We start from the raw sequence: 22,183 nt of genomic DNA, 5'->3' as shown, positions 1-22,183 counted from the left end.
GCTCCGGCGCGTTCGCTACGTGTTCGATCGTTTCGAGTGCGCCACAGGGGACCGTTTGGCCGGTTTCCGGTCCAGTCCATTGGGGCATCCACACCGTGGCGTGGGGCAAAGGAGGTCTCGGGGGTGGCGTTGGTGGTGGCACAGGAGGTGCCCGCGTCGTCGAGCATGGCCGTACCCCATGGCCCTGCGGGCGTGGGGGAAGCACGACACCGGGTGCGTGATCAGCTCCGTTGCGGCGGGGTGCCGGAGTCGATCGTCGACGATGCGGTTCTGATCCTTTCGGAGCTGCTCAGCAATGCCTGCCGGCACGGCAGGCCGCTGGGTGACGCCATGGCGGGCGACGGGGACGTGCGCGTCGCCTGGGAGGTGGACGACCGCGGCAGGCTCACGATCGAGGTGACGGACGGCGGCGGCCCGACCCGTCCGGTTCCGGCCACTCCGTCGGTGACCGCGCGCGGTGGCCGCGGACTCAACATCATCACGGCGCTCGCCGACGACTGGGGCGTGCGCGACGACGCGCGGGGTGAGGTCACCGTCTGGGTGGTCGTCCACAAGGACGTGCACGCGGCCGCGTCGTCGCACCGCCGCGACGACTTCGCCGCCCGTATCGCCGCGCCGCCCGCCGCGGAGCTGGTGGGCCTGGATTTCGCGGACGCCCTGGAGGAGTTGGGCTGAGCGCCGCCGTCGGGCCCTACGGGGGTCACGGCCCCGCGCCGGGCGACCGGAGCGCGACACCCGGTGTCGGTACGAGCGGCTAGGCTCGCGCCCGTACGTAGGAAAGCCGTATCCGGGAGACGTCCAAGATGGCCAAGAAGCGCCCGCAGACCAAGGGCAAGCCGCAAGTCACCAGTGGAGAGATCCCGGTCGTCGGTGCCCGCGAACCCTGCCCCTGCGGCAGCGGACGCCGCTACAAGGCCTGCCACGGCCGGGAGGCCGCCCACGCGGTGACCGAGCTGGTGCAGCGCCCCTTCGAGGGTCTGCCGGGCGAGGGTGACTGGGTCGCGCTGCGCGAGCTGGTGCCCGCGGCGACGGTCGAGCTGCCCCTCAAGGACGAGTTGCCGGAGGGCGTCCCGTCGGTGACGCTCGCGACCGTGCTGCCCATGGCGTGGCCCGCGCTGCGCCGTGACGACGGTTCGGTCCTGCTCGGCCTGCAGAACGACACGCCGTCGGGCGACATCAGCCGCGACCTGGCGGACACGTTGCAGCGCGCGCTGACCACCGAGCCGGGCAACCCGGTGCACGCGCGCCGCGCGCCCGCCGACGGCCCGCGCCTTCAGGATCTGATCGACCCGGACGGCGCTTTCGAGCCGGTCGTGCACTCGGGCTTCGAGTTCTGGGTGCCGGACTCGGAGAACGCCTCGGGTGAGGTCGCCGCCTCCCTGGAGCGGGCCAACGCCGCGGCGATCCCGACCGTCAAGCTCACCGGCGTGGACAGCGCGTACTGGTGCGAGACGCCGGACAAGAACCACCTGCGCTGGGTCATGCCGCACCCGGAGGAGAAGCTCCTCGACGCGCTCGCGCGGCTGCACGCGGCCGGCATGTCCTCGCTCGGCGAGGGCACGCGTCTGGTCGGTTCGTTCCGGGCGCACGGCCTGACGGTCCCGGTGTGGGACCTGCCGAGCGAGGTGAAGGCGGAGGATGTCGAGAAGCCGGCCGCCGAGTTCGCCGAGCGGCTCGCCGCCGCGCTGGCCACGGACGCGCCGCTGACCGCGGACGAGCGCCGCGCGCGCGGGGGCCTCACCAACCGCCAGGTGACGCTGAGCTGACGCCTGGGAACGCCCGGTGCGGAACCACGGAACGGGCCGCACCGGAGCGGGTGACTCCGGTCACAACTCCCGGTAGTTGCAGGTAAATCCATGTCCGAATAGAAGAGATCGAATTTGTAAACCGCGGATCTCTTGTTACCGTTCAAGTAGCCCGGTTGCTGGTGCATCCCCCGTCGCCAGCAACCGGGCGCTTTCATGCCCGCGCCCGGCCGGGGGCCTCAACGTCCGTACGCGGGCGCCGAGTTGGTCCCGGAGCGGAGCAGCAGCGGGCCCTCGCCGTCGGCCGCGTACTCCGCCACGGCTGCGTACCGGGCGGGCTCGGCCCGGGTCTGCCAGCGGGGCGTCTCGCACATCCCCGGCTCGTCCTCGGCGCCCACCACGCAGGTGATCCGCACCGTGCGTCCGTCGGGCGCCATCAGGGTCAGGGTGACGCTGAGGCTCTCGCCCGTCGTGTTGCGGTAGTAGGTGCGCGCCCAGGTCTCCTTCGCCTGGCGCAGCACGCAGGTCTGGGCCTCGATGCCTTCGGGCGAGGTGAGCTGCGGGCCGCATTGCGCGGCGGTGGCCAGACCGAGCCCGGTCAGCAGGGAGGAGGCCGGGCGCTCGGACCCGGCGCCGGACTCGTCGCCGCCGCGGTCGTCCGCCGGGGCGGCGCTCGGCCCGGTGCCCGCCTTGTCGTCCACCTTGTCCGCCGCACCGTCCGGCGCCGACTCCGCCTTCGGCACGGGCGGCCGCTCCGGCTCACCGTCCGTGGGGCCCGCGGAGGCGCCCGCCAGGGGCAGCGCCGCGATGAGCACCACTCCGGCCACGAGCCCGAACAGCCGGAGGCGGGACGCGGGTTTCTCCTGCGCGCGCCCAGGGGGAGCCTCGGAAGTCTCTGGGGGCGGGGGCGCGGCAGGCATGCGCCGAACATAGCGGCGCACACCCGTCACAGCGGTCCGCAGCACCCCGACTGCGCTACAACTCGGGCGCGCTCACACCCGTACGAGTGAGAGCCTCCACGACCGCGTCGACGACGGCCTCCACGTCGGGGGTCCAGGGCGCCGCCGAGCCGGGCAGCGGCGCGCGCTCCCAGCGGACCTGGCCCGCGCCCGTGCCGGACGGCGGCAGGGCCAGGTAGCCGCCCTCGCCGTGGAAGCGCAGGGAGCCGGGCACGAAGTCCTGCGCGTAGAGGAGTTCGCCGAGTTGTGCCAGGGAGTAGGGCGCGACGAGGATCGCGATCCGCTCCGGGGTGGCGATCACCGGGCCGAGTCGTACGTCGGCGCGGTCGAGCGCCGCCAGCGCGCGGGCGCCCGCGACAGCGGGGAGGCTCACGGCGCAGGGCGCGCGCCCCTCGGACGCCCCGGACGAGGCACCGGTGGCGAGGATGACCGGGGCGTCGGGCCGGTTGGCCCACCACCAGCGCACCATGCGCTCGTCGGTCGTCGCTGCGAGCAGCCCCGGATCGAAGGGGTGGGCGCCGGGCACCGTGCAGTCAGGGTCGGGGCATGCGCAGCGGACGCCGTCGCGGCGTCCCGCCGCCGCGAGAGCTATGCCGGGCAGAACCGGCCACCGCCAGGCCGTCGCGTACGTGAGGGCCGCGCTGGTCAGGTCAGACTTCCCGCTGTCCCGCCTGGACAGGATCCTGCGTCGCCTTCCGGGGATCTCGCGCATGAGCGCTCGTTCCTTTCCGTTGACCGAAGAGAACGCTGTGGGCCACATCACACCATGTGTCGAACAGTCACCGTGCGTACGTGCTGGAGCGCTTGACCTCAGCCTGGGCTGCCGGCCCGGGGTGGGCACCCCTATGGTCCGAGCGCCTACTGGGTCATTCATAAGCCTGGCGTGGGGTGGCGGCGCCTGGCGTTTTGCCATCCCGCGTACTTTTCGGCGCCTCCCCCACGGGAGGATGGGGCTCGGTCGTCGATGGCTATGACGCCCGGGTCCGGTACCAGGTTCCGGGTGGATCCCAACTGCCCCTGGTCTTCACCGAGTACGTACCCACCATGACCGCTATGACGCTCCGTCGAACGATGCCAGTCGACCTCAGTGCACTGTTCACCGAGTCGGTTTCTGGCCAACTTGGAACGATCTCTATCGTGAATTGATCATGAGGGAGAACCGCGATCTCTTTACCCCAGAAATCCCTTGAGCACCAGAGACACCGGGAATCCCCGCAGGACAATGCTGGACATCCCCTCTCCGGTGCGTGTAGATGTGGAGACATTGCCGGCGGCGCAGAACAACATGGGGGTTTGCGATGCTATTGAGCAATATGCGCCGGTCAGAAAGCCGGAAGCCATGACGACCCCACGTCTTCCGAAAGTGGCCGGAATCGATTCCTCTCCTGGACAGGTTCCCCCTCCCGCCCACACTGTCGCGCCCGCACCCGCGGTCGCATCCGCCGCTGCCGCACCCCCCGCCCCGGGGGCCGTGATCCAGGACCGGCTCGCCGGCTGGGTCTCCGACCTCACGACGCTGCACGAACTCACGGAGCGGCTGGCGCGCACCGGCGCACTCGACGAGGCACTCGACGAACTCCTGCGCGCCGGAGCCGTCCTGGTGGGCGCCCGGCGCGGTCTCGTCGTCCTGGAGCCGGGCGACGGACTCGGCCCCGCCACCACCGTCGGCCTCGGCCTCTCCCGCCCCGACCTCGGCCATCTGGAGACAGTGCCGCGCGCCGCGACCTCGTACGGGCGCATCCTCGACGGGTTCAGCAACCAGGCCGAGGCGCGGGCCGACCTCCTCGCCGAGGACGGCCTCGACCCCCGCCTGCGCGAGGTCTCCGCGCGCCTCGGCCACGCCGCCAGCTACGCGCTGCCCCTGGCCACCGACGCGGCGGGCCGGCTCGGCGCCGCCGCCTGGTTCTACGACGAGCCCGCCGCGCCCTCCGAGCGCCGGCGCCACCTCATCGGCCTGTACGCGCGCTACGCGACCGAGCACCTGGCCCGCCTGCTCGAAACGGAGCGCACGCGCGCGTGGTCGCGCACGCTCAGTGACGAACTGCTGCCCGCGCGGCTGCCCCGCGTCGCAGGCGTCCAGCTCGCCGTGCGGCACCGCACCGGGCCGCGCGGCGGCGGCGACTGGTACGACGCACTGCCGCTGCCCGAGGGGGCGCTCGGCCTCGCCGTCGGTTCGGTCACGGGCTCCGGCGCGAGCGCGGTCGCCGCGATGGGGCGCCTGCGCGCCTCCTTGCGGGCGTACGCGGTGATGGAGGGGGAGGACCCGGTCGCGGTCCTGTCCGACCTCGAGCTTCTGTTGCGGCTCACTGAGCCGGCGCGCAGCGCGACCGCCCTGTTCGCCTACTGCGAGCCCGCGCAGCGCAAGCTCCTCCTCGCGGGCGCCGGACACTGCCCGCCCCTGCTGATCGGGGAGCGCCGCACCGAGTTCGCGGAGACGACGCTGTCCGCGCCGCTCGGCATGCTCGCCTGCTGGGAGGCGCCGAGCCTGGAGATCGAGCCGGACCCGGGCGAGACGGTGCTGCTCTACACGGACGGCCTCCTGCACCGCACCGGCGACCCCATGGACCGCGCCTTCGCCCGGCTGCACGCGGCCGCCGCGGGCGTCCCCAAGGCGCTCCGCGAGGACCCCGGCGCGATCGCCGACCATGTGCTGCGCACGATGCTCCCCGACGGCCTCGACATGGCCGACAGCGATGAGGACGTGGTGCTGCTCGCGGCCCGTTTCGCGTAGCCGCTCCCGCACATCCAGTAAGAGGCCATCCGGCCCTGGACCCCCTTCCGTACGCTCGTACGATGGAGGGGGTCCACAGCCATATCAGGCCATAGCCACAGGCCATACCCCGGTCATCAACGGACCCGCGTCGAGGAGGAACCGTGTCGGAGGAGCTCACCCCGGAGAACCCGGAGATCATGGAGGCCCCCGAGGGCGACGAGCCCATCAAGCAGCGCAAGAACGGCCTCTATCCCGGTGTCTCCGACGAGCTCGCCGAGAACATGAAGTCCGGCTGGGCCGACACCGAGCTGCACGACCTGCGGCCGATCGCGCAGGCCGCCGAGACGGCCGCGCGCCGCGCCGCCCTGTCCGCCCGCTTCCCGGGCGAGCGCATCGTGGTGCCCGCGGGCAACCTCAAGACCCGCTCGAACGACACGGAGTACGCCTTCCGCGCCTCCGTCGAGTACGCGTACCTCACCGGCAACCAGACGGAGGACGGCGTCCTCGTCCTGGAGCCCACCGCCGACGGCCACCAGGCGACGATCTACCTCCTTCCGCGCTCCAACCGCGAGAACGGCGAGTTCTGGCTCGACGGCCAGGGCGAGCTGTGGGTCGGCCGCCGCCACTCCCTGACCGAGGCCGAGAAGCTCTACGGCATCCCCGCCGCCGACGTCCGCGAACTCGCCGACGCGCTGCGCGAGGCCACCGGCCCCGTGCGCGTGGTGCGCGGCTACGACGCCGGCATCGAGGCCGCCCTGACCGACAAGGTCACCGCCGAGCGCGACGAGGAGCTGAAGACGTTCCTGTCCGAGGCGCGCCTCGTGAAGGACGCGTTCGAGATCGGCGAGCTGCAGAAGGCGGTCGACTCGACCGTGCGCGGCTTCGAGGACGTCGTGAAGGTCCTCGACAAGGCCGAGGCGACGAGCGAGCGCTACATCGAGGGCACGTTCTTCCTGCGCGCCCGCGTCGAGGGCAACGACATCGGCTACGGCTCCATCTGCGCCGCGGGCCCGCACGCCTGCACGCTGCACTGGGTGCGCAACGACGGCCCGGTCCGCTCCGGCGACCTGCTGCTGCTCGACGCCGGTGTGGAGACGCACACGTACTACACCGCCGACGTCACGCGCACGCTGCCGATCAACGGCCGCTACAGCGACCTCCAGCGCAAGATCTACGACGCCGTGTACGAGGCCCAGGAGGCCGGTATCGCAGCGGTCAAGCCCGGTGCCAAGTACCGCGACTTCCACGACGCCTCGCAGCGCGTGCTCGCCGAGAAGCTCGTCGAGTGGGGTCTGGTCGAGGGTCCGGTCGAGCGCGTCCTGGAGCTGGGGCTCCAGCGCCGCTGGACGCTGCACGGCACCGGGCACATGCTCGGCATGGACGTCCACGACTGCGCGGTCGCGCGGACCGAGACGTACGTGGACGGCACGCTGGAGCCCGGCATGGTCCTCACCGTGGAGCCGGGTCTGTACTTCCAGGCCGACGACCTGACCGTGCCCGAGGAGTACCGCGGCATCGGCGTCCGGATCGAGGACGACATCCTCGTCACCGAGGACGGCAACCGGAACCTGTCGGCCGGGCTGCCGCGCCGGTCCGACGAGGTCGAGGCGTGGATGGCGGGTTTGAAGGGCTGATGCGCGGCCTATAGCGGCGCATTCGGAGGCGGAACCGTGACACGGTTCCGCCTCTCGGCGTATGAGTGGCCTGTGTGGCGCGTCAGTCGGGCCGCGCGGCGTCACACCGCCATGAGGGGGGTGTCCTTGCGCCACTTGAGCAGCTTGTCGAAGCTGACCACCGTGCCGGGTCTGCCGGGCTTGGTGGCGACGTCGACGTGGTCGGCGAGCGCGTGGATGAGGCCGAGGCCCCGGCCGTGCTCGGCGTCGTCGGGCGCCTGGCGCGGCGCCGTGCGGCCTCTGAGCGGGGCGATGCCGGGGCCCGAGTCGGCGACCTCGATGCGGCACTTCTCGCCGTCCAGGTACGCGGTGACCCGATAGGCTCCCGAGGACTCGCTGGTGGCGTGCGGGCCGCCGTGCTCGACCGCGTTCGCACACGCCTCGCTGAGGGCGACCGACAGGTCGTAGAGGACCTCCGGGTCGACGCCCGCGGTCTCCATGGTGCCGACGAGAAGGCGTCTGGCGAGCGGCACGCTCGCGGCCTCACGCCGCAGATGGAGGGACCACCAGATGCTCATGCTCCAGCCTCCTGGCCGCGGCTCGACATACCGATACGTATTGCCAGCCCCGGCCCCGCGCAATCGCGCAGGTGTCGTGGTTCCGCCCATTTGGTCGACGCGAGCGGGCCACTCGTCGCGATAAGGGAGATTCACGACCTTGTGGACCTGCCGTATGGGACGGGTCAGGCCAGTGGGATGATGACCACGCCATGTCTGCCCCCCACCCGCGCGGGACGCGCAGTGCGGCCGATCTCCGGCTGCTGAGGGCCGCGGTGTTCGCCGCGGTCTGCGTCGTGCTGTCCGCGGCGGGGCACGTCCTCGGCTCGACCGCCACGGTTCCGCTGTGGACGCTGGCGCTCGGCTTCCTCGCGGCGTTCTGCGTGGCCGCCCCACTGGCCGGCCGCGAGCGGTCGCTGCCCGGCATCGCCGTCACGCTGGGGCTCGGACAGATCGGCCTGCACAGCCTCTTCGGACTCGGCCAGCACGGCCCGATGGGCACGGGCGGCGGACAGCCCTCCGTGGTGGAACAGGCCGCGCACCTGATGTGCGGGGCGGGCGCGTCGGCGCTCAGCCCGGTGCAGGCACAGCGCATCCTCGACCAGGCACGCGTCACGCCGGACGCCGTCGCCGGGACGCATCACGACATGGCGGTCGCGGCGAGCTCCTCCATGCCGCTGCTGCCGTCCCTGCCGATGCTCATCGGGCACCTGCTCGCCGCGGCGGGCGCCGGCTGGCTGCTGCGCCGCGGCGACCTCGCCCTGAGCCGCATCGTGCGGCTCTCCAAGGTGTCGGCGCAGCAGGTCGCGGAAGGGGCGCTGGTGCGTTCCCTGCGGGGTGCGCTCGCGCTCGTACGGGCGCTGCGTGCGGGCCTCCTCGGCGCGCTCGGGGCGCTTCCGCGCGTGCCGCACGCCGGGTTCCCCGCGCTGCCCGCGCTGCGGACGGCGGCGCTTCAGCACTCCGTGATCCGGCGCGGGCCGCCGGTCGTCGGCGACACGTTCCTTCTCGCTGCCTGACACAGCAGCCGGACTCCCCGCGCGACCGTGTGGTCCCGCGTGAGGGTGAGGCGTGCTGTGCGGCACGCGCGCGTACCCGTCCTTTCACCGCGTCGCAACGGCGCGCGGTGCTGCGCGGGCGCGCCCCTCAACCCTTTCGTCGGATCCCGCTGAACGTGGAGTTCACCCAGTCATGAAGAAGATGTCCCGCGCCGCTCTCGTCGGTGCCGCCGCCGTCTCCTCCGTCGTCCTCGTCTCCGCCCCCGCCTTCGCGCACGTGAGCGTGCAGCCGGAGGGTGCCGCCGCCAAGGGCGGTTACGCCGTGATCGACTTCAAGGTGCCGAACGAGCGCGACGACGCCGCGACGGTCAAGCTCGAGGTCAACTTCCCGACCGACCACCCGCTCGCCTCGGTGATGCCGCAGCCGATGCAGGGCTGGAAGGTCGAGGTCACCAAGTCCAAGCTCGACAAGCCGCTGGAGATGCACGGCGAGAAGATCACCCAGGCGGTCTCCAAGGTCACATGGACGGCGACCGGCTCCGGTGCCGACAAGGGTGTCCAGCCCGGTTACTTCCAGAAGTTCCCGGTCTCGGTCGGCGCCCTGCCGACCGACGCCGACGAGCTGGTCTTCAAGGCGATCCAGACCTACGACAACAAGGAGGTCGTGCGCTGGATCGAGCCGCAGCAGAAGGGCCAGGAGGAGCCGGAGAACCCGGCGCCGGTGCTCGCGCTGACGGCCGCCGCGGACGACGAGCACCAGGCGTCCGGCGCCTCGGCCGACAAGGCTGACGACAAGGAGGCCACGGCGGCCTCCACCACGTCGTCCGACAGCTCCGACAGCGACACCACCGCCCGTGTCCTCGGCATCGTCGGCATCGTCGTCGGCGCCGCCGGTGTGGCGTTCGGGGTGCTCGCGGGCCGTCGGCGCACCACCGCCTGAACCACCCATGGCGGGTGCCGGGGCCGCGGTGGGCGGCCCCGGCGTCCGCCGACCCCTTCACATCTGGGACATTTCTCTATGCGCACGACCATGAACAAGAAGCTGTTCGCCGCCGCCGGACTGGTCCTGGCGGCCACCCTCTCCCTGACGGCCTGCGGCAGCGACGACGACAGCGGCAAGGCCGTCGCCGACGTGTCGGCCGAGTCCGGCACGAAGAAGGCCGCGACCGTCCTCGACCAGCCCTTCAAGAAGCCGGACGTCGTCCTCACGGACACCCACGGCAAGAAGTTCGACCTGCGCGAGCGGACCGCGGGCAAGCCGACGCTGCTCTACTTCGGCTACACGCACTGCCCCGACGTCTGCCCGCTGACGATGAGCAACATCGCCGTCGCCAAGAAGGCCCTGCCCAAGGCCGAACAGGACCAGCTCCAGGTCGTCTTCGTCACCACCGACCCCGACCGGGACACCCCGGCCGTGCTCGGCAAGTGGCTCAAGGCGCAGGACCCCGCCTTCATCGGCCTGACCGGTGACTTCGCCACCATCCGGAAGTGCGCCCGCACGCTCGGCATCTCCATCGAGCCGACCAAGAAGGACAAGAACGGCAAGCTCGTCTCGATGCACGGCACGCAGGTCATCGCCTTCTCGCCGAAGTCGAACGCCGGGTACGTCCTCTACGGCGAGGACGCCACGGTCGACGACTACACCAAGGACCTGCCCAAGATCGTCAAGGGGGCGACCCCGTGAGGCGCGCCCCCGTGGCCCTGAGCGCCATAGCGCTGGCCTGCGGGCTCACGCTGACCGCCTGCGGGTCCGACAGTTCCGGTGACACACCGGATGTGAAAGTGGAGGGCGCGTTCATCCCCGAGCCCGCCTCCGACGACATGGCGGCGGGATTCTTCCTCGTACGCAACGACGGCGGCGCCGACACCCTCTCCTCCGTCAGCAGCGACATCGCCGGACAGGTCACCCTGCACACCACCGAGGGCGGGGTGATGAAGGAGCAGGACTCCTTCGCCGTACCCGCCGACGGCGAGCTGGACTTCGAACGGGGCGGCAACCACCTCATGTTCGAGAACCTGAAGCGGAAGCCGAAGGAGGGCGACAAGGTGTCGGTGAAGCTGCGCTTCGACAAGGCGGGGACCGTCACCGTCTCCTTCCCGGTGAAGGCCGCCACCTACAACCCGGCGTCGCACACGTCGTCGCACGCTTCTCACTGAAGGGGCTGACCCGTACGTGAAGACCATCGCTCCCCGCTCCGGGCACCCGGTCCCGCGCTTCCGCCACCTGGTGCTGCTGTTCCTCGCCGTCACCGGCGCGCTCCTGGCCGGTGCCGCGCCCGCGTCCGCGCACGCCGCGCTGACCGGGAGCGACCCCCAGCAGGGAGCGGTGGTCCAGACGGCGCCCAAGCAGGTCTCCCTGACCTTCTCCGAGGACGTCGCCATGTCGAGCGGCTCGGTGCGCGTGCTCGACCCCGCGGGCAAGCGCGTCGACAGCGGCAAGGTGGGCCACCCCGGCGGCACGACGTACACCGTGGGGCTGCACTCGGGCCTGCCCGACGGCACCTTCACCGTCGCCTACCAGGTCGTCTCCGCCGACAGCCACCCCGTCTCCGGCGCCTTCACCTTCTCCATCGGCGCCCCCTCCAAGACCACCGCGGTCCTGTCCGACCAGAACGCGGGCGGAGGCGTCGTCGGCGCCCTCTACGGCTTCGCGCGCTACGTCTCCTACGCGGGCTTCATCCTGCTGGTGGGCGGCGCGGCGTTCGTCCTGGGCTGCTGGCCGCGCGGCGCCGGGCTCAAGCCCGTGCAGCGGGTCGTCGTCGGCGGCTGGACCGCGCTGACCGCGGCCACGCTCGCCCTGCTGCTGATGCGCGGCTCGTACACCGGCTCGGGCAAGGTCAGCGACATCTTCGACATGGATCTGCTCGGGCAGGTGCTGCAGACGAAGTCCGGCGCGGCCCTGACCTCCCGCCTCCTGCTGCTCGCGGCGGCCGCCCTCTTCATCGCCGTCCTCTTCGGCGCGTACGTGAAGCGGGCCGAGGACGGCGACGAGAAGGAGGTCAGGGACCTCACCTTCGGTCTCGCCGTCGGCGGCGCCGTCGTCGCGGCGGGGCTCGCCGCGACCTGGGCCCTGGCCGAGCACGCCTCGACCGGCCTCCAGGCCGGTGTGGCCATGCCCGTCGACATCCTGCACCTGCTGGCCGTGGCCACCTGGCTCGGCGGGCTGACGACCCTGCTCACCGCGTTGTACCGGGCCCCCTCCATCGAGGCGTCCGCGGTGCGCCGCTACTCCCGGGTGGCGTTCTCCAGCGTCGTCGTGCTCGCCGCGACCGGGCTCTACCAGTCGTGGCGCCAGGTCGGCTCCTGGTCCGCGCTGACCGGGACGCGCTACGGGGTGCTGCTGCTGATCAAGGTCGGCCTCGTCGCCGTCCTCGTCGGCATCGCCTGGTTCTCCCGGCGGTGGACGGGCCGGCTCTCGGAGCGGCTGACCACCGACGCCACCGACAGCGCGGAAGCCCCCGAGGCCACCGTCGCGCCGGTGGAGCACCAGCGTGCCTCCGAGAAGAAGAGCAAGGTCGCGGTCGGTGGCGCCGCCAAGAAGGCTGCCGAGGGTGAGGACAAGGACGGGGACAGCGAGGAGCAGGCCGGGCACGACCCCGCCCGCGCCGCGCAGTTGGCCCGGCAGCGGGCCGCCGTCGCCGCCGCCCGCGCCAAGCGCATGCGCGACGCCGACCCGCACCGCTTCGGTCTGCGCCGCTCCGTCCTCGCCGAAGCGGGCGTCGCGATCGTCCTGCTCGCCGTCACCACCATGCTGACGACGACCGAACCCGGCCGTACGGAGGAGGAAGCCTCGTCCGCCACCTCCGCCGCGCAGACCCGGTCCGGGCCGCTCTCGCTGAAGCTGCCGTTCGACACCGGCTCCACGGACGGCAAGGGCACGGTCCAGGTCGACCTGGACCCCGGCCGCACCGGCACCAACGTCATGCACCTCTACGTCGAGCGGCCCGGCGGCAAGGCCTTCGACGTCCCCGAGGTGAAGATCTCCTTCACCCTGGAGGCGAAGAAGATCGGCCCGCTGCCCGTCGTGCCCGACCGCATCGCCACGGGACACTGGACGGCGAACAACGTGCAGATCCCCGGTGCGGGCGACTGGAAGATCGCGGTGACCGTGCGCACCTCCGACATCGACCAAGTGACCGTCACCAAGAACGCGAAGATCGGCTGAACCACCATGGCGGACACCGAAAGCCGTACGGGCTCGCAGACGCGGGCCACCACGGCGTCCGAAGGCATCACCCGGCGCCGGCTCATCGGGACGGCGGGCGCCACCGGCGTCGCCCTCGGCGCCGTCGGCGCGGGCGCGGGATACGCCGCGGCCGCGTCGAACAAGCTGGAGCAGACGACCGCGTTGACGTCACTCGGCGCGGACGCGGTGATGTTTCACGGGAAACATCAGCCCGGCATCACCACCCCGCTCCAGGCCCGCGGCCATCTCGTCGCCTTCGACCTGGCCGCGGGGGCGGGCCGCAAGGAGGCCGCCGCTCTGCTGCGCCGCTGGTCGGCGACGGCCGAACGGCTGATGGCGGGCGAGGCGGCGACGAACGACGACACGGACGTCGCCCGCGACGCCGGACCGTCCTCCCTCACGGTCACCTTCGGCTTCGGCCACAGCTTCTTCTCCCGTACGGGGCTGGAGAAGCAGCGCCCGACCGCCCTGGACCCGCTGCCCGACTTCTTCTCCGACCACCTCGACAAGGCCCGCAGCAACGGTGATCTGTGGGTGCAGATCGGCGCCAACGACTCCCTCGTCGCCTTCCACGCCCTGCGCGCGCTCCAGAAGGACGCGGGGAAGGCGGCGAAGGTGCGCTGGCAGATGAACGGCTTCAACCGCTCGCCCGGCGCCACCGCCCACCCCATGACGACCCGCAACTTGATGGGTCAGATGGACGGCACCAACAACCCCAAGCCCGCCGACGCCGACTTCGACAAGCGGATCTTCGTGCCGGAGTCCGGCTCGCCCGCGTGGATGGTGAACGGCTCGTACGTCGTCGTACGGCGGATCCGGATGCTGCTCGACGACTGGGAGAAGCAGTCGACGGCGGCGCAGGAGAGCGTGATCGGCCGCAAGAAGTCGACAGGCGCACCGCTGACCGGCGGGGACGAGACGACCGAGCCGGACCTGGAGAAGACGGACGCGGGCGGGAACCTCGTCATCCCGCTCAACGCCCACGCCCGCATCACCCGGCCCGACCAGAACGGCGGTGCGGCGATGCTGCGGCGCCCGTTCTCGTACCACGACGGCTTCGACCCGGACGGCGCCCCGGACGCGGGCCTGCTCTTCATCTGCTGGCAGGCGGACCCGCTGCGCGGCTTCGTCCCCGTCCAGCGCAAGCTCGACCGCGGCGACGCGCTGTCGCAGTTCATCCGCCACGAGGCGAGCGGCCTGTTCGCGGTGCCGGGCGGGGCGGAGAAGGGCGGATACGTGGGGCAGGCGCTGCTGGAGGGGTGAGCGGCGGGTGCCTGGTGGGGCGGGAGTGCCTGGTGGTTCGTCCGTGGGCCGGGCCGCGCGGGGCCCATTAGGGTGACCTCATGCCAGCCAGCTACGCGTATCTCGGCCCCGAGGGCACCTTCACCGAAGTCGCCCTGCGCACGCTCCCGGAGGCTGCCACCCGCGAACTCGTCCCGATGGTGTCCGTGCCCGCGGCGCTCGACGCCGTCCGCAACGGCGAGGCCGAGGCCGCCTTCGTGCCGATCGAGAACTCCGTCGAGGGCGGCATCACCACGACCCTTGACGAGCTGGTCGCGGGCCGGCCGCTGATGATCTACCGCGAGGTGCTGCTCGACATCACCTTCGCGCTGCTCGTACGGCCCGGCACCCAGCTCAGCGACATCAAGACCGTCACCGCGCACCCCGCCGCCCAGCCGCAGGTCCGCAACTGGATGAAGGCCCATCTGCCGGACGTCGTCTGGGAGTCCTCCGCGTCGAACGCCGACGGCGCCCGCCTCGTCCAGGAGGGCCGCTACGACGCCGCCTTCGCCGGGGAGTTCGCGGCCGCGCGCTACGGGCTCGAACCCCTGGTCACGGAGATCCACGACGCGCAGAACGCGCAGACCCGGTTCGTCCTGGTCGGCAGGCCCGCGCGCCCCGCCGCGCCGACCGGCGCGGACAAGACCTCGGTGGTCATCTGGCAGCGGGACGACCGGCCCGGCACGCTGATGGAACTGCTCCAGCAGTTCGCGATCCGCGGGGTCAACCTGATGCTGCTGCAGTCACGGCCCACCGGCAAGGGCATCGGCGACTACTGCTTCGCCATCGACGCGGAGGGCCACATCTCGGACCGCAGGGTGGCCGAGGCGCTGATGGGCCTGAAGCGGGAGTGCCCGCAGATCCGCTACCTCGGCTCGTACCCGAGGGCCGGCGTCGCCGTGGAGGACGTACGACCGCTGCGGACGGGGACGTCGGATGACGCGTTCGCGACGGCGTCCGACTGGCTGGCGCGCTGCCAGGACGGCCGGTTCTGAGCCGCCCGTGGCGGCGCCTCCTTTCCACATGCCCCCGCCCCCGGTCCGACCAGCGGATTTTCGCCGTCCACAAGAGTTATCCACAGCCCTCATCTCGACGTGGGGATAAGTCGACAGCAAGACGCGACATGGTCGACAAATCGGTCTACAGACCACAAGTGTGTCCACAGTCCCGCACGTCACCCCTAGTCGCACCACGTCCATCCTTTTCCTTTGATCAACTCTTTGGAGTGAAGCGTTTCCACCCGAAAGTGAGCATGGCGCTGGTTTGATCCGGGAATCCTTCGCGATGGATGCGGCTTTCGGAACGCCTCCCTCCGATGTCCACAGATCTTTCTCACAGCCTGTGGACAACTTGCCCGCAGTGGGCGCCCCTGTGGACAACGGGGCCCCAAGTCCCGCCCGCCGCAAGGGATTCAGGTCAAGGCACGGGGCCGGATCTGGCCCTTTCGGGGAAAACAGCCCTTTTCATTGACGCGCCACAGACGAGCGCTTTACGCCTGTCACGGACGGCCCGGATTGATCTTTTTCGGCCACGTCGCATCGTCGTCCCATATTCCGGCAAATCGCCCACAAAGCGGCGCAATGGATATCGGGTCGAGAGCCGGAACGCCGCACCGGTAGCCTGGAGGGGTGATTGACCTTCGCCTGCTCCGTGAGGACCCCGACCGTGTTCGCGCCTCCCAGCGCGCCCGTGGAGAGGACGTCGCGCTCGTCGACGCCGTCCTCTCCGCCGACGAGCGGCGCAGGTCGTCCGGGCTCCGCTTCGACGAACTCCGCTCCGAGCAGAAGTCGCTCGGCAAGCTCATGGGCAAGGCCACGCCCGAGGAGCGCGCGGAGCTGCTCCAGAAGGCCGAGGGTCTCAAGGCGCGCGTGAAGGCCGCCGAGGCCGACCAGCGCGAGGCCGAGGAGGAGACCCAGCGTCTCGCCCTCCAGCTGGGGAACGTCGTGCACCCCGACGTCCCGCGCGGCGGCGAGGAGGACTTCGTCGTCCTGGAGACGCACGGCACGATCCGCGACTTCGGCGCCGAGGGCTTCGAGCCCAAGGACCACCTGGAGCTCGGCGAGGCGCTCGGCGCCATCGACGTCGAGCGCGGCGCGAAGGTCTCCGGCTCGCGCTTCTACTACCTGACCGGCGTCGGCGCCCTCCTGGAGCTGGCGCTCGTCAACGCGGCGATCGCGCAGGCCACCGAGGCCGGCTTCACGCCGATGCTGACCCCGGCCCTGGTGCGCCCGCGCGCCATGGAGGGCACGGGCTTCCTCGGCCAGGCCGCCGAGAACGTGTACCACCTGGAGAAGGACGACTACTACCTGGTCGGCACCTCCGAGGTCCCGCTCGCCGCGTACCACATGGACGAGATCATCGAGGCGGACCAGCTGCCGCTGCGCTACGCCGGGTTCTCCCCCTGCTTCCGGCGCGAGGCGGGCACGTACGGCAAGGACACCCGCGGCATCTTCCGCGTGCACCAGTTCGACAAGGTCGAGATGTTCTCGTACGTCCACCCCGACGACGCGCAGAACGAGCACCAGCGCCTCCTGGAGTGGGAGAAGCAGTGGCTGACCGGCCTGGAGCTGCCCTTCCAGGTGATCGACGTCGCCACCGGTGACCTCGGCTCCTCCGCCTCGCGCAAGTTCGACTGCGAGGCGTGGATCCCGACGCAGGGCAAGTACCGCGAGCTGACGTCGGCGTCGAACTGCGACGGCTTCCAGGCGCGCCGCCTGTCGGTCCGCATGCGCGACGGCAAGAAGGTGCAGCCGCTCGCGACCCTGAACGGCACGCTGTGCGCGGTGCCCCGCACGATCGTCGCCATCCTGGAGAATCACCAGCAGGCCGACGGCTCCGTGCGCGTGCCCGAGATGCTCCGGCCGTACCTCGGGGGCCGAACCACTCTTGACCCCAAGTAACCGCAGCCTGGAGCCGATCCACTCGTGAGCCATCCCGCTCCCCCCGCACCCGCCTTCCCGTACAAGCTCGTCGCGACCGATCTCGACGGAACGTTGCTGCGCTCCGACGACACGATCTCCGGGCGGACGCGGGACGCACTCGCCGCGGTCACGGCAGCGGGCGCCTCGCACATCATCGTGACCGGCCGGGCCGTGCCCTGGACCCGCCACATCCTCGACGACCTCGGCTACGACGGGATCGCGGTGTGCGGCCAGGGCGCGCAGGTCTATCACGCGGGGGAGCACCGCCTCCTCACCTCGGTGACGCTCGACCGGCAGCTCGCCGGGCTCGCGCTCGCCAAGATCGAGGCGGAGATCGGCCCGCTGGCGCTGGCCGCGAGCCGTGACGGGCTCGACGGCGAGGTCATCGTCGGCCCCGGCTACCGCGAGGGCGGCGGCCTGCCCGCGACCCCGTTCACGGACGTCGCCGAGCTGTGGGCCGCGCCGCTCAACAAGGTCTACGTCCAGCATCCGGAGCTGACCGACGACCAGCTCGCGGAGGCCGCGCGCACCGTCGCCGGCGATCTGGTGGGCGTCACGATGGCGGGCGAGGGCATCGTGGAGCTGCTCCCGCTCGGGCTGTCGAAGGCGACGGGGCTCTCGCTGGCCGCCCGCCGTCTCGGTGTGAAGGCCACCGACACGATCGCCTTCGGCGACATGCCCAACGACCTGCCGATGTTCGCGTGGGCGGCTCATGGCGTGGCGATGGCCAACGCCCACGAGAGCCTCAAGGAGGTCGCCGACGAGGTGACCGCGTCGAACGACGACGACGGGATCGCGGTCGTCCTCGAGCGGATGCTGGGCTGAGACCTGCCGGTCATCGGCGGCGGTTGTACGTCCTGCTGGTGGCGGAGGATGCGCGGATCGAACGCGCGCGGGGCTTCCAACCCCGACGACGGCTTAGCGGGCCGCTGCCTTACCACTCGGCCAATCCTCCGGGAGGGGCGGCCCGCGCGCCGCGGAGGGCACGCGCTCGAAGCGGCCGCCCCGGGCAGCACCCCTGGGGCGGGGCTCGACGGAGTGCGATGACTACTCCGGAGCCTGCCTCGGGCTGCCCCGCAGGGAGCTCGACGGACTACTGACAGACATCGTCGCGCTCCTCTCCCGGTGGGTGGGCGCCGGTGGGTCCCCGGCGCGGTGCTACGACAACTACTCTGCCGCGCTGCCGAGTTCAACGCCACCGAATAAACGGCAGGTCCTCACCCGGTCAGCGCCGACGCCACCTGCGCCGCCGCGCCTTGCTGAAGAACCACCCGGCAGGCGGCTCGTCCGAACGCCACGGCTGCGGGTCCGGGCCGCCGTCGCGCCACCGCGCGGCGAGCATACGGGCCCGCGCGGACGGTTCGGCCGTCTCGGCGGCGCGTATGAAGTCGGCGTCCAGGACCACGCCGTCCCAGGCGTCACCCTGGCCGGACCGGGCGTCGTCGCCGGTCTGCTCCTGTGCCATCGTCGATCCTCCTCGGGTCGCCTGTCGGACGGCGCACCCTCCCACCAGTGTTCCGGGGGGAGGGTGAAGTCGGCATGAAGAGACGGCCGAGCCGGCCCCGGCGCCTACTCCTCGCCCGCCAGCTTCAGCGCCCGCAGCCGCTGTCCCGCGTACCAGGTCGCCACGACGGTCACGGCCACGAGGAGCACCGTGGCGAGCGGCAGTCCCACGTCCGAGGTGACGAGGTCGCCGCCGGACACCTTGTGGGCGACCGCGAGGGACCACTGCTGCACGCTGAGCGTGCGCGCCCCGGCGACCAGGGAGCCGAACAGCGCCTCCCACACGAGGGCGTAGACCAAACCGAACACCACGGCGTGCCGGGTCACCGTGCCGAGGAGCAGGAAGATCGCGGCGTACGCGATGGAGGCGACCAGCGCGGCGATGGTGTAGGCGACGGCGATCTGTTGCCCGTTCCCGTTCAGGATCAGGCCCGCGATCAGCGTCGGGACGGCCGAGAAGACCATGGTCACGGCGATCGCCACGATGAGCTTCGTGAAGATGATCGTGGGGCGCTTGACCGGCTTGGACAGGAGGTAGACCACGGAGCCGTCGTCGATCTCGGGGCCGATGGCGCCGGTGCCCGCGATGACGCCGATGAGCGGCACCATCGTGGCCAGGGCGAAGCCGCCGAGGACGTCGACCGCGGTCTGGTCGTCCGCGCCGGTGAGGCCGCGCACCAGCGCGGAGATCACGACGAGCAGGACGGGCAGGGCGAACAGGATGAGGGCGCGGCGCCGGCCGAGCAGGGCCCGGTAGGTGAGGCGGGCGACAGTGGGGTCGTACATCAGGGCCTCCTACGCCGCGACGAGATACGAGAAGACGGACTCGAGGGACTCGTCGGACGGCGAGACCGTGAGCAGGCGGATGCCGTTCGCCCGCGCCACCTTCGGCAGCAGGGTCGTGAACCGGCCGAAGTCGACGGCCTGGACGCGCAGCGCGCCTTCCTTCAGGTCGACCTCGATGCCCGCCGTCGACGGGTCCGCGATCAGCGCGGCGGCCAGGGCCCGGTCGTCGCTGGAGCGGATCAGGTAGCGGTGGGGCCGGTCGGTCATCAGGCGGCGGATCTTGCGGAAGTCACCGCTGGCCGCGTGGCGACCGGCGACGATCACCTCGATGTGCGAGGCGAGCTGCTCGACCTCCTCCAGGATGTGGGAGGAGAAGAGCACCGTGCGCCCCTCGTCCCCCATGCGCCGCAGAAGGTCCATGAGCTGCATGCGCTGGCGCGGGTCCATGCCGTTGAACGGTTCGTCCAGGAGCAGCACGGACGGTTCGTGCACGAGCGCGGAGGCCATTTTCACGCGCTGCCGCATGCCCTTGGAGTACGTCGAGATCTTGCGGTCCTGCGCGTACTCCATCTCGACCGTGGCGAGCGCCCGCTGGGCCTCCTTCTCGCCGAGGCCGTGCAGCTCGGCGTTGGCGACGACGAACTCCTTGCCCGTGAGGAAGTCGTACATCGCCTCGCGCTCGGGGACGATGCCGATGTGGCGGTAGATCTGCTCGTTGCGCCAGATCGGTTCGCCGTCGAGGGTCACCGATCCGTTCGACGGGGCGAGGAAGCCGCCCATCATGTTGATGAGGGTGGACTTCCCCGCGCCGTTCGGGCCGAGGAGGCCGGTCACGCCGGGGCCGATCGTCATCGTGACGTCGTTGACGGCCACGACGTTGCCGAACCAGCGCGAGACGTGGTCGATGTTGATCGCGGTCACAGTCCGACCTTCCGGTAGCGGCGCATCAGCAGCCCGTAGGAGCCGGCGATGAGCCCGAGTACGACGAGCAGATAGACCACGCCCTGGCCCGTGCCCGGACCGTCGGCGCCGGGGAAGGCGGAGGTGGCGCCCAGGAAGGCGGTCTGTACGCCGTCGATGAGCGTGATCGGCGAGAAGAGGCCGAGCCAGGACACCGCGCTTCCGTTGCCCTGGTTGTGGGCGATCGCCTGCACCGTGGAGACCGCTCCGTAGGAGATGGTCAGGACGGCGATGACGGCCGCGATGCCGAAGCCGCGGCGCGGGGTGACGGCGGAGACGACGAGCCCTATCCCGGCGAAGAGCAGCGACAGCAAGGCCACGGAGACCAGTCCCTGGGCGAATCCCTTGGTCTGCTCGGAGAAGTCCAGTTTGGCGAGCAGAGAGCCGACGTAGAGGACGAGCAGGGGGGCGGCCGTGAGGATGAACAGGGCCGACGTCATGGCGGCGAACTTCGCGGCCACGTAGTCCACGTGCTCGATGGGGCGCGAGAAGTACAGCGGAACCGTCTTGAAGCGCAGGTCGCGGGAGACGGCCTGCGGTGCCTGCGACGCCACGTACAGGCCGATCACCGCCTGGAGGATGATCGCGTAGCGCGTGTAGTCGACGGGGAGGTCCTTCGCCTTGGTGGCGACGGCGACCGCGACCATGATCAGCGCGGGGACGCACATCACGACGAAGAGCAGCATCGGCAGCACTTTGGACTTGGCCGAGCGGCCGAGCCCGTACGCGCCGCGCAGGCTCTGCGAGAACAACGAGCGGCGGGCGTACGCGCGGCCGAGGCGCGGGCCGTCGTAGTGGCGGTAGCCGATGTTGTGGATCTGGGTGGACGACCGGTCCGTGGGCATGGGCTCAGTGGTCATCGCGCGAGCCTCCCGTCTGTCGTGCGGCGGTGGTGGCCGCCCAGGCGGCGGCGCGCTCCGAGAGCTGCTCCTGCCGCTCCTCGTCCTGGGGGCGGAAGACTTCCGCGATGTGGTGCCTGCGCTGCTCCATGCGGACCAGACCCAGGCCGAGGTCCGCGACGACGTCGCGCACGATGTCGTACGTCTCCTCGCCCTGGGCGGTGAGCAGGACGGTGTGGCCCGCGCCGGGCAGCTCGCCGCCGGTGGTCGTCTCGATGCCGCGACGCGCGAACGCCTCGCGCAACGCGGTGGTCCCGTCCGGGTGTTCGTCGCTGTCGGTGACCTCGATCGCGAGCGTCGCCGTGCTCTGCGTGAAGTCGGTGGTGGAGCTGGAGCGCAGCAGCTTGCCGCCGTCGATGACGACGACGTGGTCGCAGGTGCGCTCCAGCTCGCCGAGGAGATGGGAGGTGACCAGGACCGAGATGCCGAAGTCCGTGTGGACGCGGCGGATGAGGTCCAGCATGTCGTCGCGGCCGACCGGGTCCAGGCCGTTCGTCGGCTCGTCCAGGAAGACGAGCTGCGGGTCGTGGACGAGGGCCTGCGCCAGCTTCACGCGCTGCTTCATGCCCGTCGAGTAGCCGCCGATGGGGCGGTAGCGCTCCTCGTACAGGCCGACGTGGCGCAGGGTGTCGGCGGTCCGCTCACGGGCGGCGGTGGGCGGCAGCCCCGACATGCGGGCCATGTGGACGACGAACTCGGTGGCCGAGACGTCGGGCGGCAGGCAGTCGTGCTCGGGCATGTACCCCACGCGCTCGCGGATCTCACCGCCCTTGGTCGCGACGTCCAGTCCGAGCACTTCGGCACGGCCCTCCGAGGCGGGGGACAGACCAAGGAGAATCTTGATCATGGTGGACTTGCCGGCGCCGTTGGCACCGACGAGTCCGGTCACCCCGGGCCCGATATCCATGGTCAGCCCGTCGAGCGCGGTCACCCGGGGGAACCGCTTGCTCAGGCTTTCGGTCGCGATCACAGTCACGGTTCGACCGTAGTGGCGCGTGCCACACGGAATCGTCAGACCAGAGGGTCGACCTTCTATGAGACCTGAGTATTACGGGTCCCTAGGGG

At 71.3% G+C, this 22,183-nt stretch carries 21 protein-coding genes and 1 tRNA gene; 13 read left to right on the top strand and 9 right to left on the bottom strand.

Annotated elements, in window-relative coordinates:
• Positions 1–36 precede the first annotated feature (36 nt).
• Together ABZ877_RS24820 and ABZ877_RS24815 are read left to right on the top strand one after the other, a co-directional pair.
• On the top strand, positions 37–675 hold the full coding sequence (locus ABZ877_RS24820; RefSeq protein WP_361074800.1) for an ATP-binding protein: 639 nt from the start codon (positions 37–39) through the stop codon (positions 673–675).
• A gap of 128 nt (positions 676–803) precedes the next feature.
• Positions 804–1,766: a DUF5926 family protein gene (locus tag ABZ877_RS24815; RefSeq protein ID WP_361074799.1), complete on the top strand. Its 963-nt coding sequence runs from the start codon at positions 804–806 to the stop codon at positions 1,764–1,766.
• 218 nt (positions 1,767–1,984) lie between these two features.
• Here the strand turns inward: ABZ877_RS24815 and ABZ877_RS24810 are convergent, their stop codons facing one another.
• Both ABZ877_RS24810 and ABZ877_RS24805 read right to left on the bottom strand, forming a co-directional pair.
• Positions 1,985–2,665 (bottom strand): hypothetical protein, encoded by a 681-nt coding sequence (locus tag ABZ877_RS24810; RefSeq protein WP_361074798.1) that lies wholly within the window; start codon positions 2,663–2,665, stop codon positions 1,985–1,987.
• Positions 2,666–2,720: 55 nt separating this feature from the next.
• Positions 2,721–3,416, bottom strand: coding sequence for a bifunctional DNA primase/polymerase (locus ABZ877_RS24805; protein WP_361074796.1), 696 nt, complete (start codon positions 3,414–3,416; stop codon positions 2,721–2,723).
• A 510-nt stretch (positions 3,417–3,926) separates the two neighbouring features.
• Here ABZ877_RS24805 and ABZ877_RS24800 point away from each other — a divergent pair.
• Positions 3,927–5,435 (top strand): PP2C family protein-serine/threonine phosphatase, encoded by a 1,509-nt coding sequence (locus ABZ877_RS24800; protein WP_361074794.1) that lies wholly within the window; start codon positions 3,927–3,929, stop codon positions 5,433–5,435.
• A gap of 143 nt (positions 5,436–5,578) precedes the next feature.
• A complete protein-coding gene (locus ABZ877_RS24795) occupies positions 5,579–7,051 on the top strand; it encodes an aminopeptidase P family protein (protein WP_361074792.1) in 1,473 nt (490 codons plus the stop codon).
• A 101-nt stretch (positions 7,052–7,152) separates the two neighbouring features.
• On the opposite strand, the gene ABZ877_RS24790 is transcribed toward ABZ877_RS24795, so the two are convergent.
• Complete coding sequence (locus ABZ877_RS24790) at positions 7,153–7,608, bottom strand: ATP-binding protein (protein ID WP_361074790.1); 456 nt, start codon at positions 7,606–7,608, stop codon at positions 7,153–7,155.
• 191 nt (positions 7,609–7,799) lie between these two features.
• Here ABZ877_RS24790 and ABZ877_RS24785 point away from each other — a divergent pair, with 191 nt between their 5' ends.
• The 9 genes from ABZ877_RS24785 to ABZ877_RS24745 all read left to right on the top strand — a co-directional run bounded on the left by ABZ877_RS24785 (position 7,800) and on the right by ABZ877_RS24745 (position 17,795).
• Positions 7,800–8,603 (top strand): hypothetical protein, encoded by an 804-nt coding sequence (locus tag ABZ877_RS24785; protein WP_361074788.1) that lies wholly within the window; start codon positions 7,800–7,802, stop codon positions 8,601–8,603.
• 172 nt (positions 8,604–8,775) lie between these two features.
• A complete protein-coding gene (locus tag ABZ877_RS24780; RefSeq protein ID WP_361074786.1) occupies positions 8,776–9,522 on the top strand; it encodes a YcnI family protein in 747 nt (248 codons plus the stop codon).
• A gap of 90 nt (positions 9,523–9,612) precedes the next feature.
• Entirely contained in the window at positions 9,613–10,266 is a 654-nt protein-coding gene (locus ABZ877_RS24775; protein WP_361074877.1) for an SCO family protein, read from the top strand.
• A complete protein-coding gene (locus ABZ877_RS24770) occupies positions 10,263–10,739 on the top strand; it encodes a copper chaperone PCu(A)C (RefSeq protein ID WP_361074784.1) in 477 nt (158 codons plus the stop codon). The genes ABZ877_RS24775 and ABZ877_RS24770 overlap by 4 nt, the downstream gene beginning before the upstream one ends.
• Before the next feature lie 16 nt (positions 10,740–10,755).
• Positions 10,756–12,747: a copper resistance protein CopC gene (locus ABZ877_RS24765; RefSeq protein WP_361074783.1), complete on the top strand. Its 1,992-nt coding sequence runs from the start codon at positions 10,756–10,758 to the stop codon at positions 12,745–12,747.
• Between the two features lie 6 nt (positions 12,748–12,753).
• Positions 12,754–14,031 carry an iron uptake transporter deferrochelatase/peroxidase subunit gene (gene efeB / locus ABZ877_RS24760; protein WP_361074781.1) on the top strand — a complete coding sequence of 426 codons (1,278 nt, stop codon included), beginning with the start codon at positions 12,754–12,756 and terminating at the stop codon, positions 14,029–14,031.
• 80 nt (positions 14,032–14,111) lie between these two features.
• Positions 14,112–15,044, top strand: coding sequence for a prephenate dehydratase (gene pheA, locus ABZ877_RS24755; protein ID WP_361074779.1), 933 nt, complete (start codon positions 14,112–14,114; stop codon positions 15,042–15,044).
• Positions 15,045–15,677: 633 nt separating this feature from the next.
• Positions 15,678–16,949 (top strand): serine--tRNA ligase, encoded by a 1,272-nt coding sequence (serS, locus tag ABZ877_RS24750; RefSeq protein WP_361074777.1) that lies wholly within the window; start codon positions 15,678–15,680, stop codon positions 16,947–16,949.
• A 24-nt stretch (positions 16,950–16,973) separates the two neighbouring features.
• Positions 16,974–17,795 carry an HAD family hydrolase gene (locus ABZ877_RS24745; protein ID WP_361074775.1) on the top strand — a complete coding sequence of 274 codons (822 nt, stop codon included), beginning with the start codon at positions 16,974–16,976 and terminating at the stop codon, positions 17,793–17,795.
• Between the two features lie 39 nt (positions 17,796–17,834).
• Here ABZ877_RS24745 and ABZ877_RS24740 read toward each other — a convergent pair.
• The 6 genes from ABZ877_RS24740 to ABZ877_RS24715 all read right to left on the bottom strand — a co-directional run bounded on the left by ABZ877_RS24740 (position 17,835) and on the right by ABZ877_RS24715 (position 22,088).
• Positions 17,835–17,925, bottom strand: a tRNA-Ser gene (locus ABZ877_RS24740).
• Between the two features lie 270 nt (positions 17,926–18,195).
• Positions 18,196–18,435, bottom strand: a complete 240-nt coding sequence (locus tag ABZ877_RS24735; protein WP_361074773.1) for a hypothetical protein — start codon at positions 18,433–18,435, stop codon at positions 18,196–18,198.
• A 104-nt stretch (positions 18,436–18,539) separates the two neighbouring features.
• Complete coding sequence (locus ABZ877_RS24730; protein WP_361074771.1) at positions 18,540–19,259, bottom strand: ABC transporter permease; 720 nt, start codon at positions 19,257–19,259, stop codon at positions 18,540–18,542.
• A 9-nt stretch (positions 19,260–19,268) separates the two neighbouring features.
• Complete coding sequence (locus ABZ877_RS24725) at positions 19,269–20,180, bottom strand: ABC transporter ATP-binding protein (protein ID WP_361074769.1); 912 nt, start codon at positions 20,178–20,180, stop codon at positions 19,269–19,271.
• Positions 20,177–21,079: an ABC transporter permease subunit gene (locus tag ABZ877_RS24720; protein ID WP_361074767.1), complete on the bottom strand. Its 903-nt coding sequence runs from the start codon at positions 21,077–21,079 to the stop codon at positions 20,177–20,179. Before ABZ877_RS24720 ends, ABZ877_RS24725 begins: the two co-directional genes overlap by 4 nt.
• Positions 21,069–22,088, bottom strand: a complete 1,020-nt coding sequence (locus ABZ877_RS24715; protein ID WP_361074875.1) for an ABC transporter ATP-binding protein — start codon at positions 22,086–22,088, stop codon at positions 21,069–21,071. The genes ABZ877_RS24720 and ABZ877_RS24715 overlap by 11 nt, the downstream gene beginning before the upstream one ends.
• Positions 22,089–22,183 lie beyond the last annotated feature (95 nt).

Origin of the sequence: Streptomyces sp. NPDC046939 (assembly GCF_040644575.1) — a bacterium.
Taxonomy (GTDB): domain Bacteria; phylum Actinomycetota; class Actinomycetes; order Streptomycetales; family Streptomycetaceae; genus Streptomyces.
This window is presented reverse-complemented; position numbering and strand designations above follow the sequence as displayed.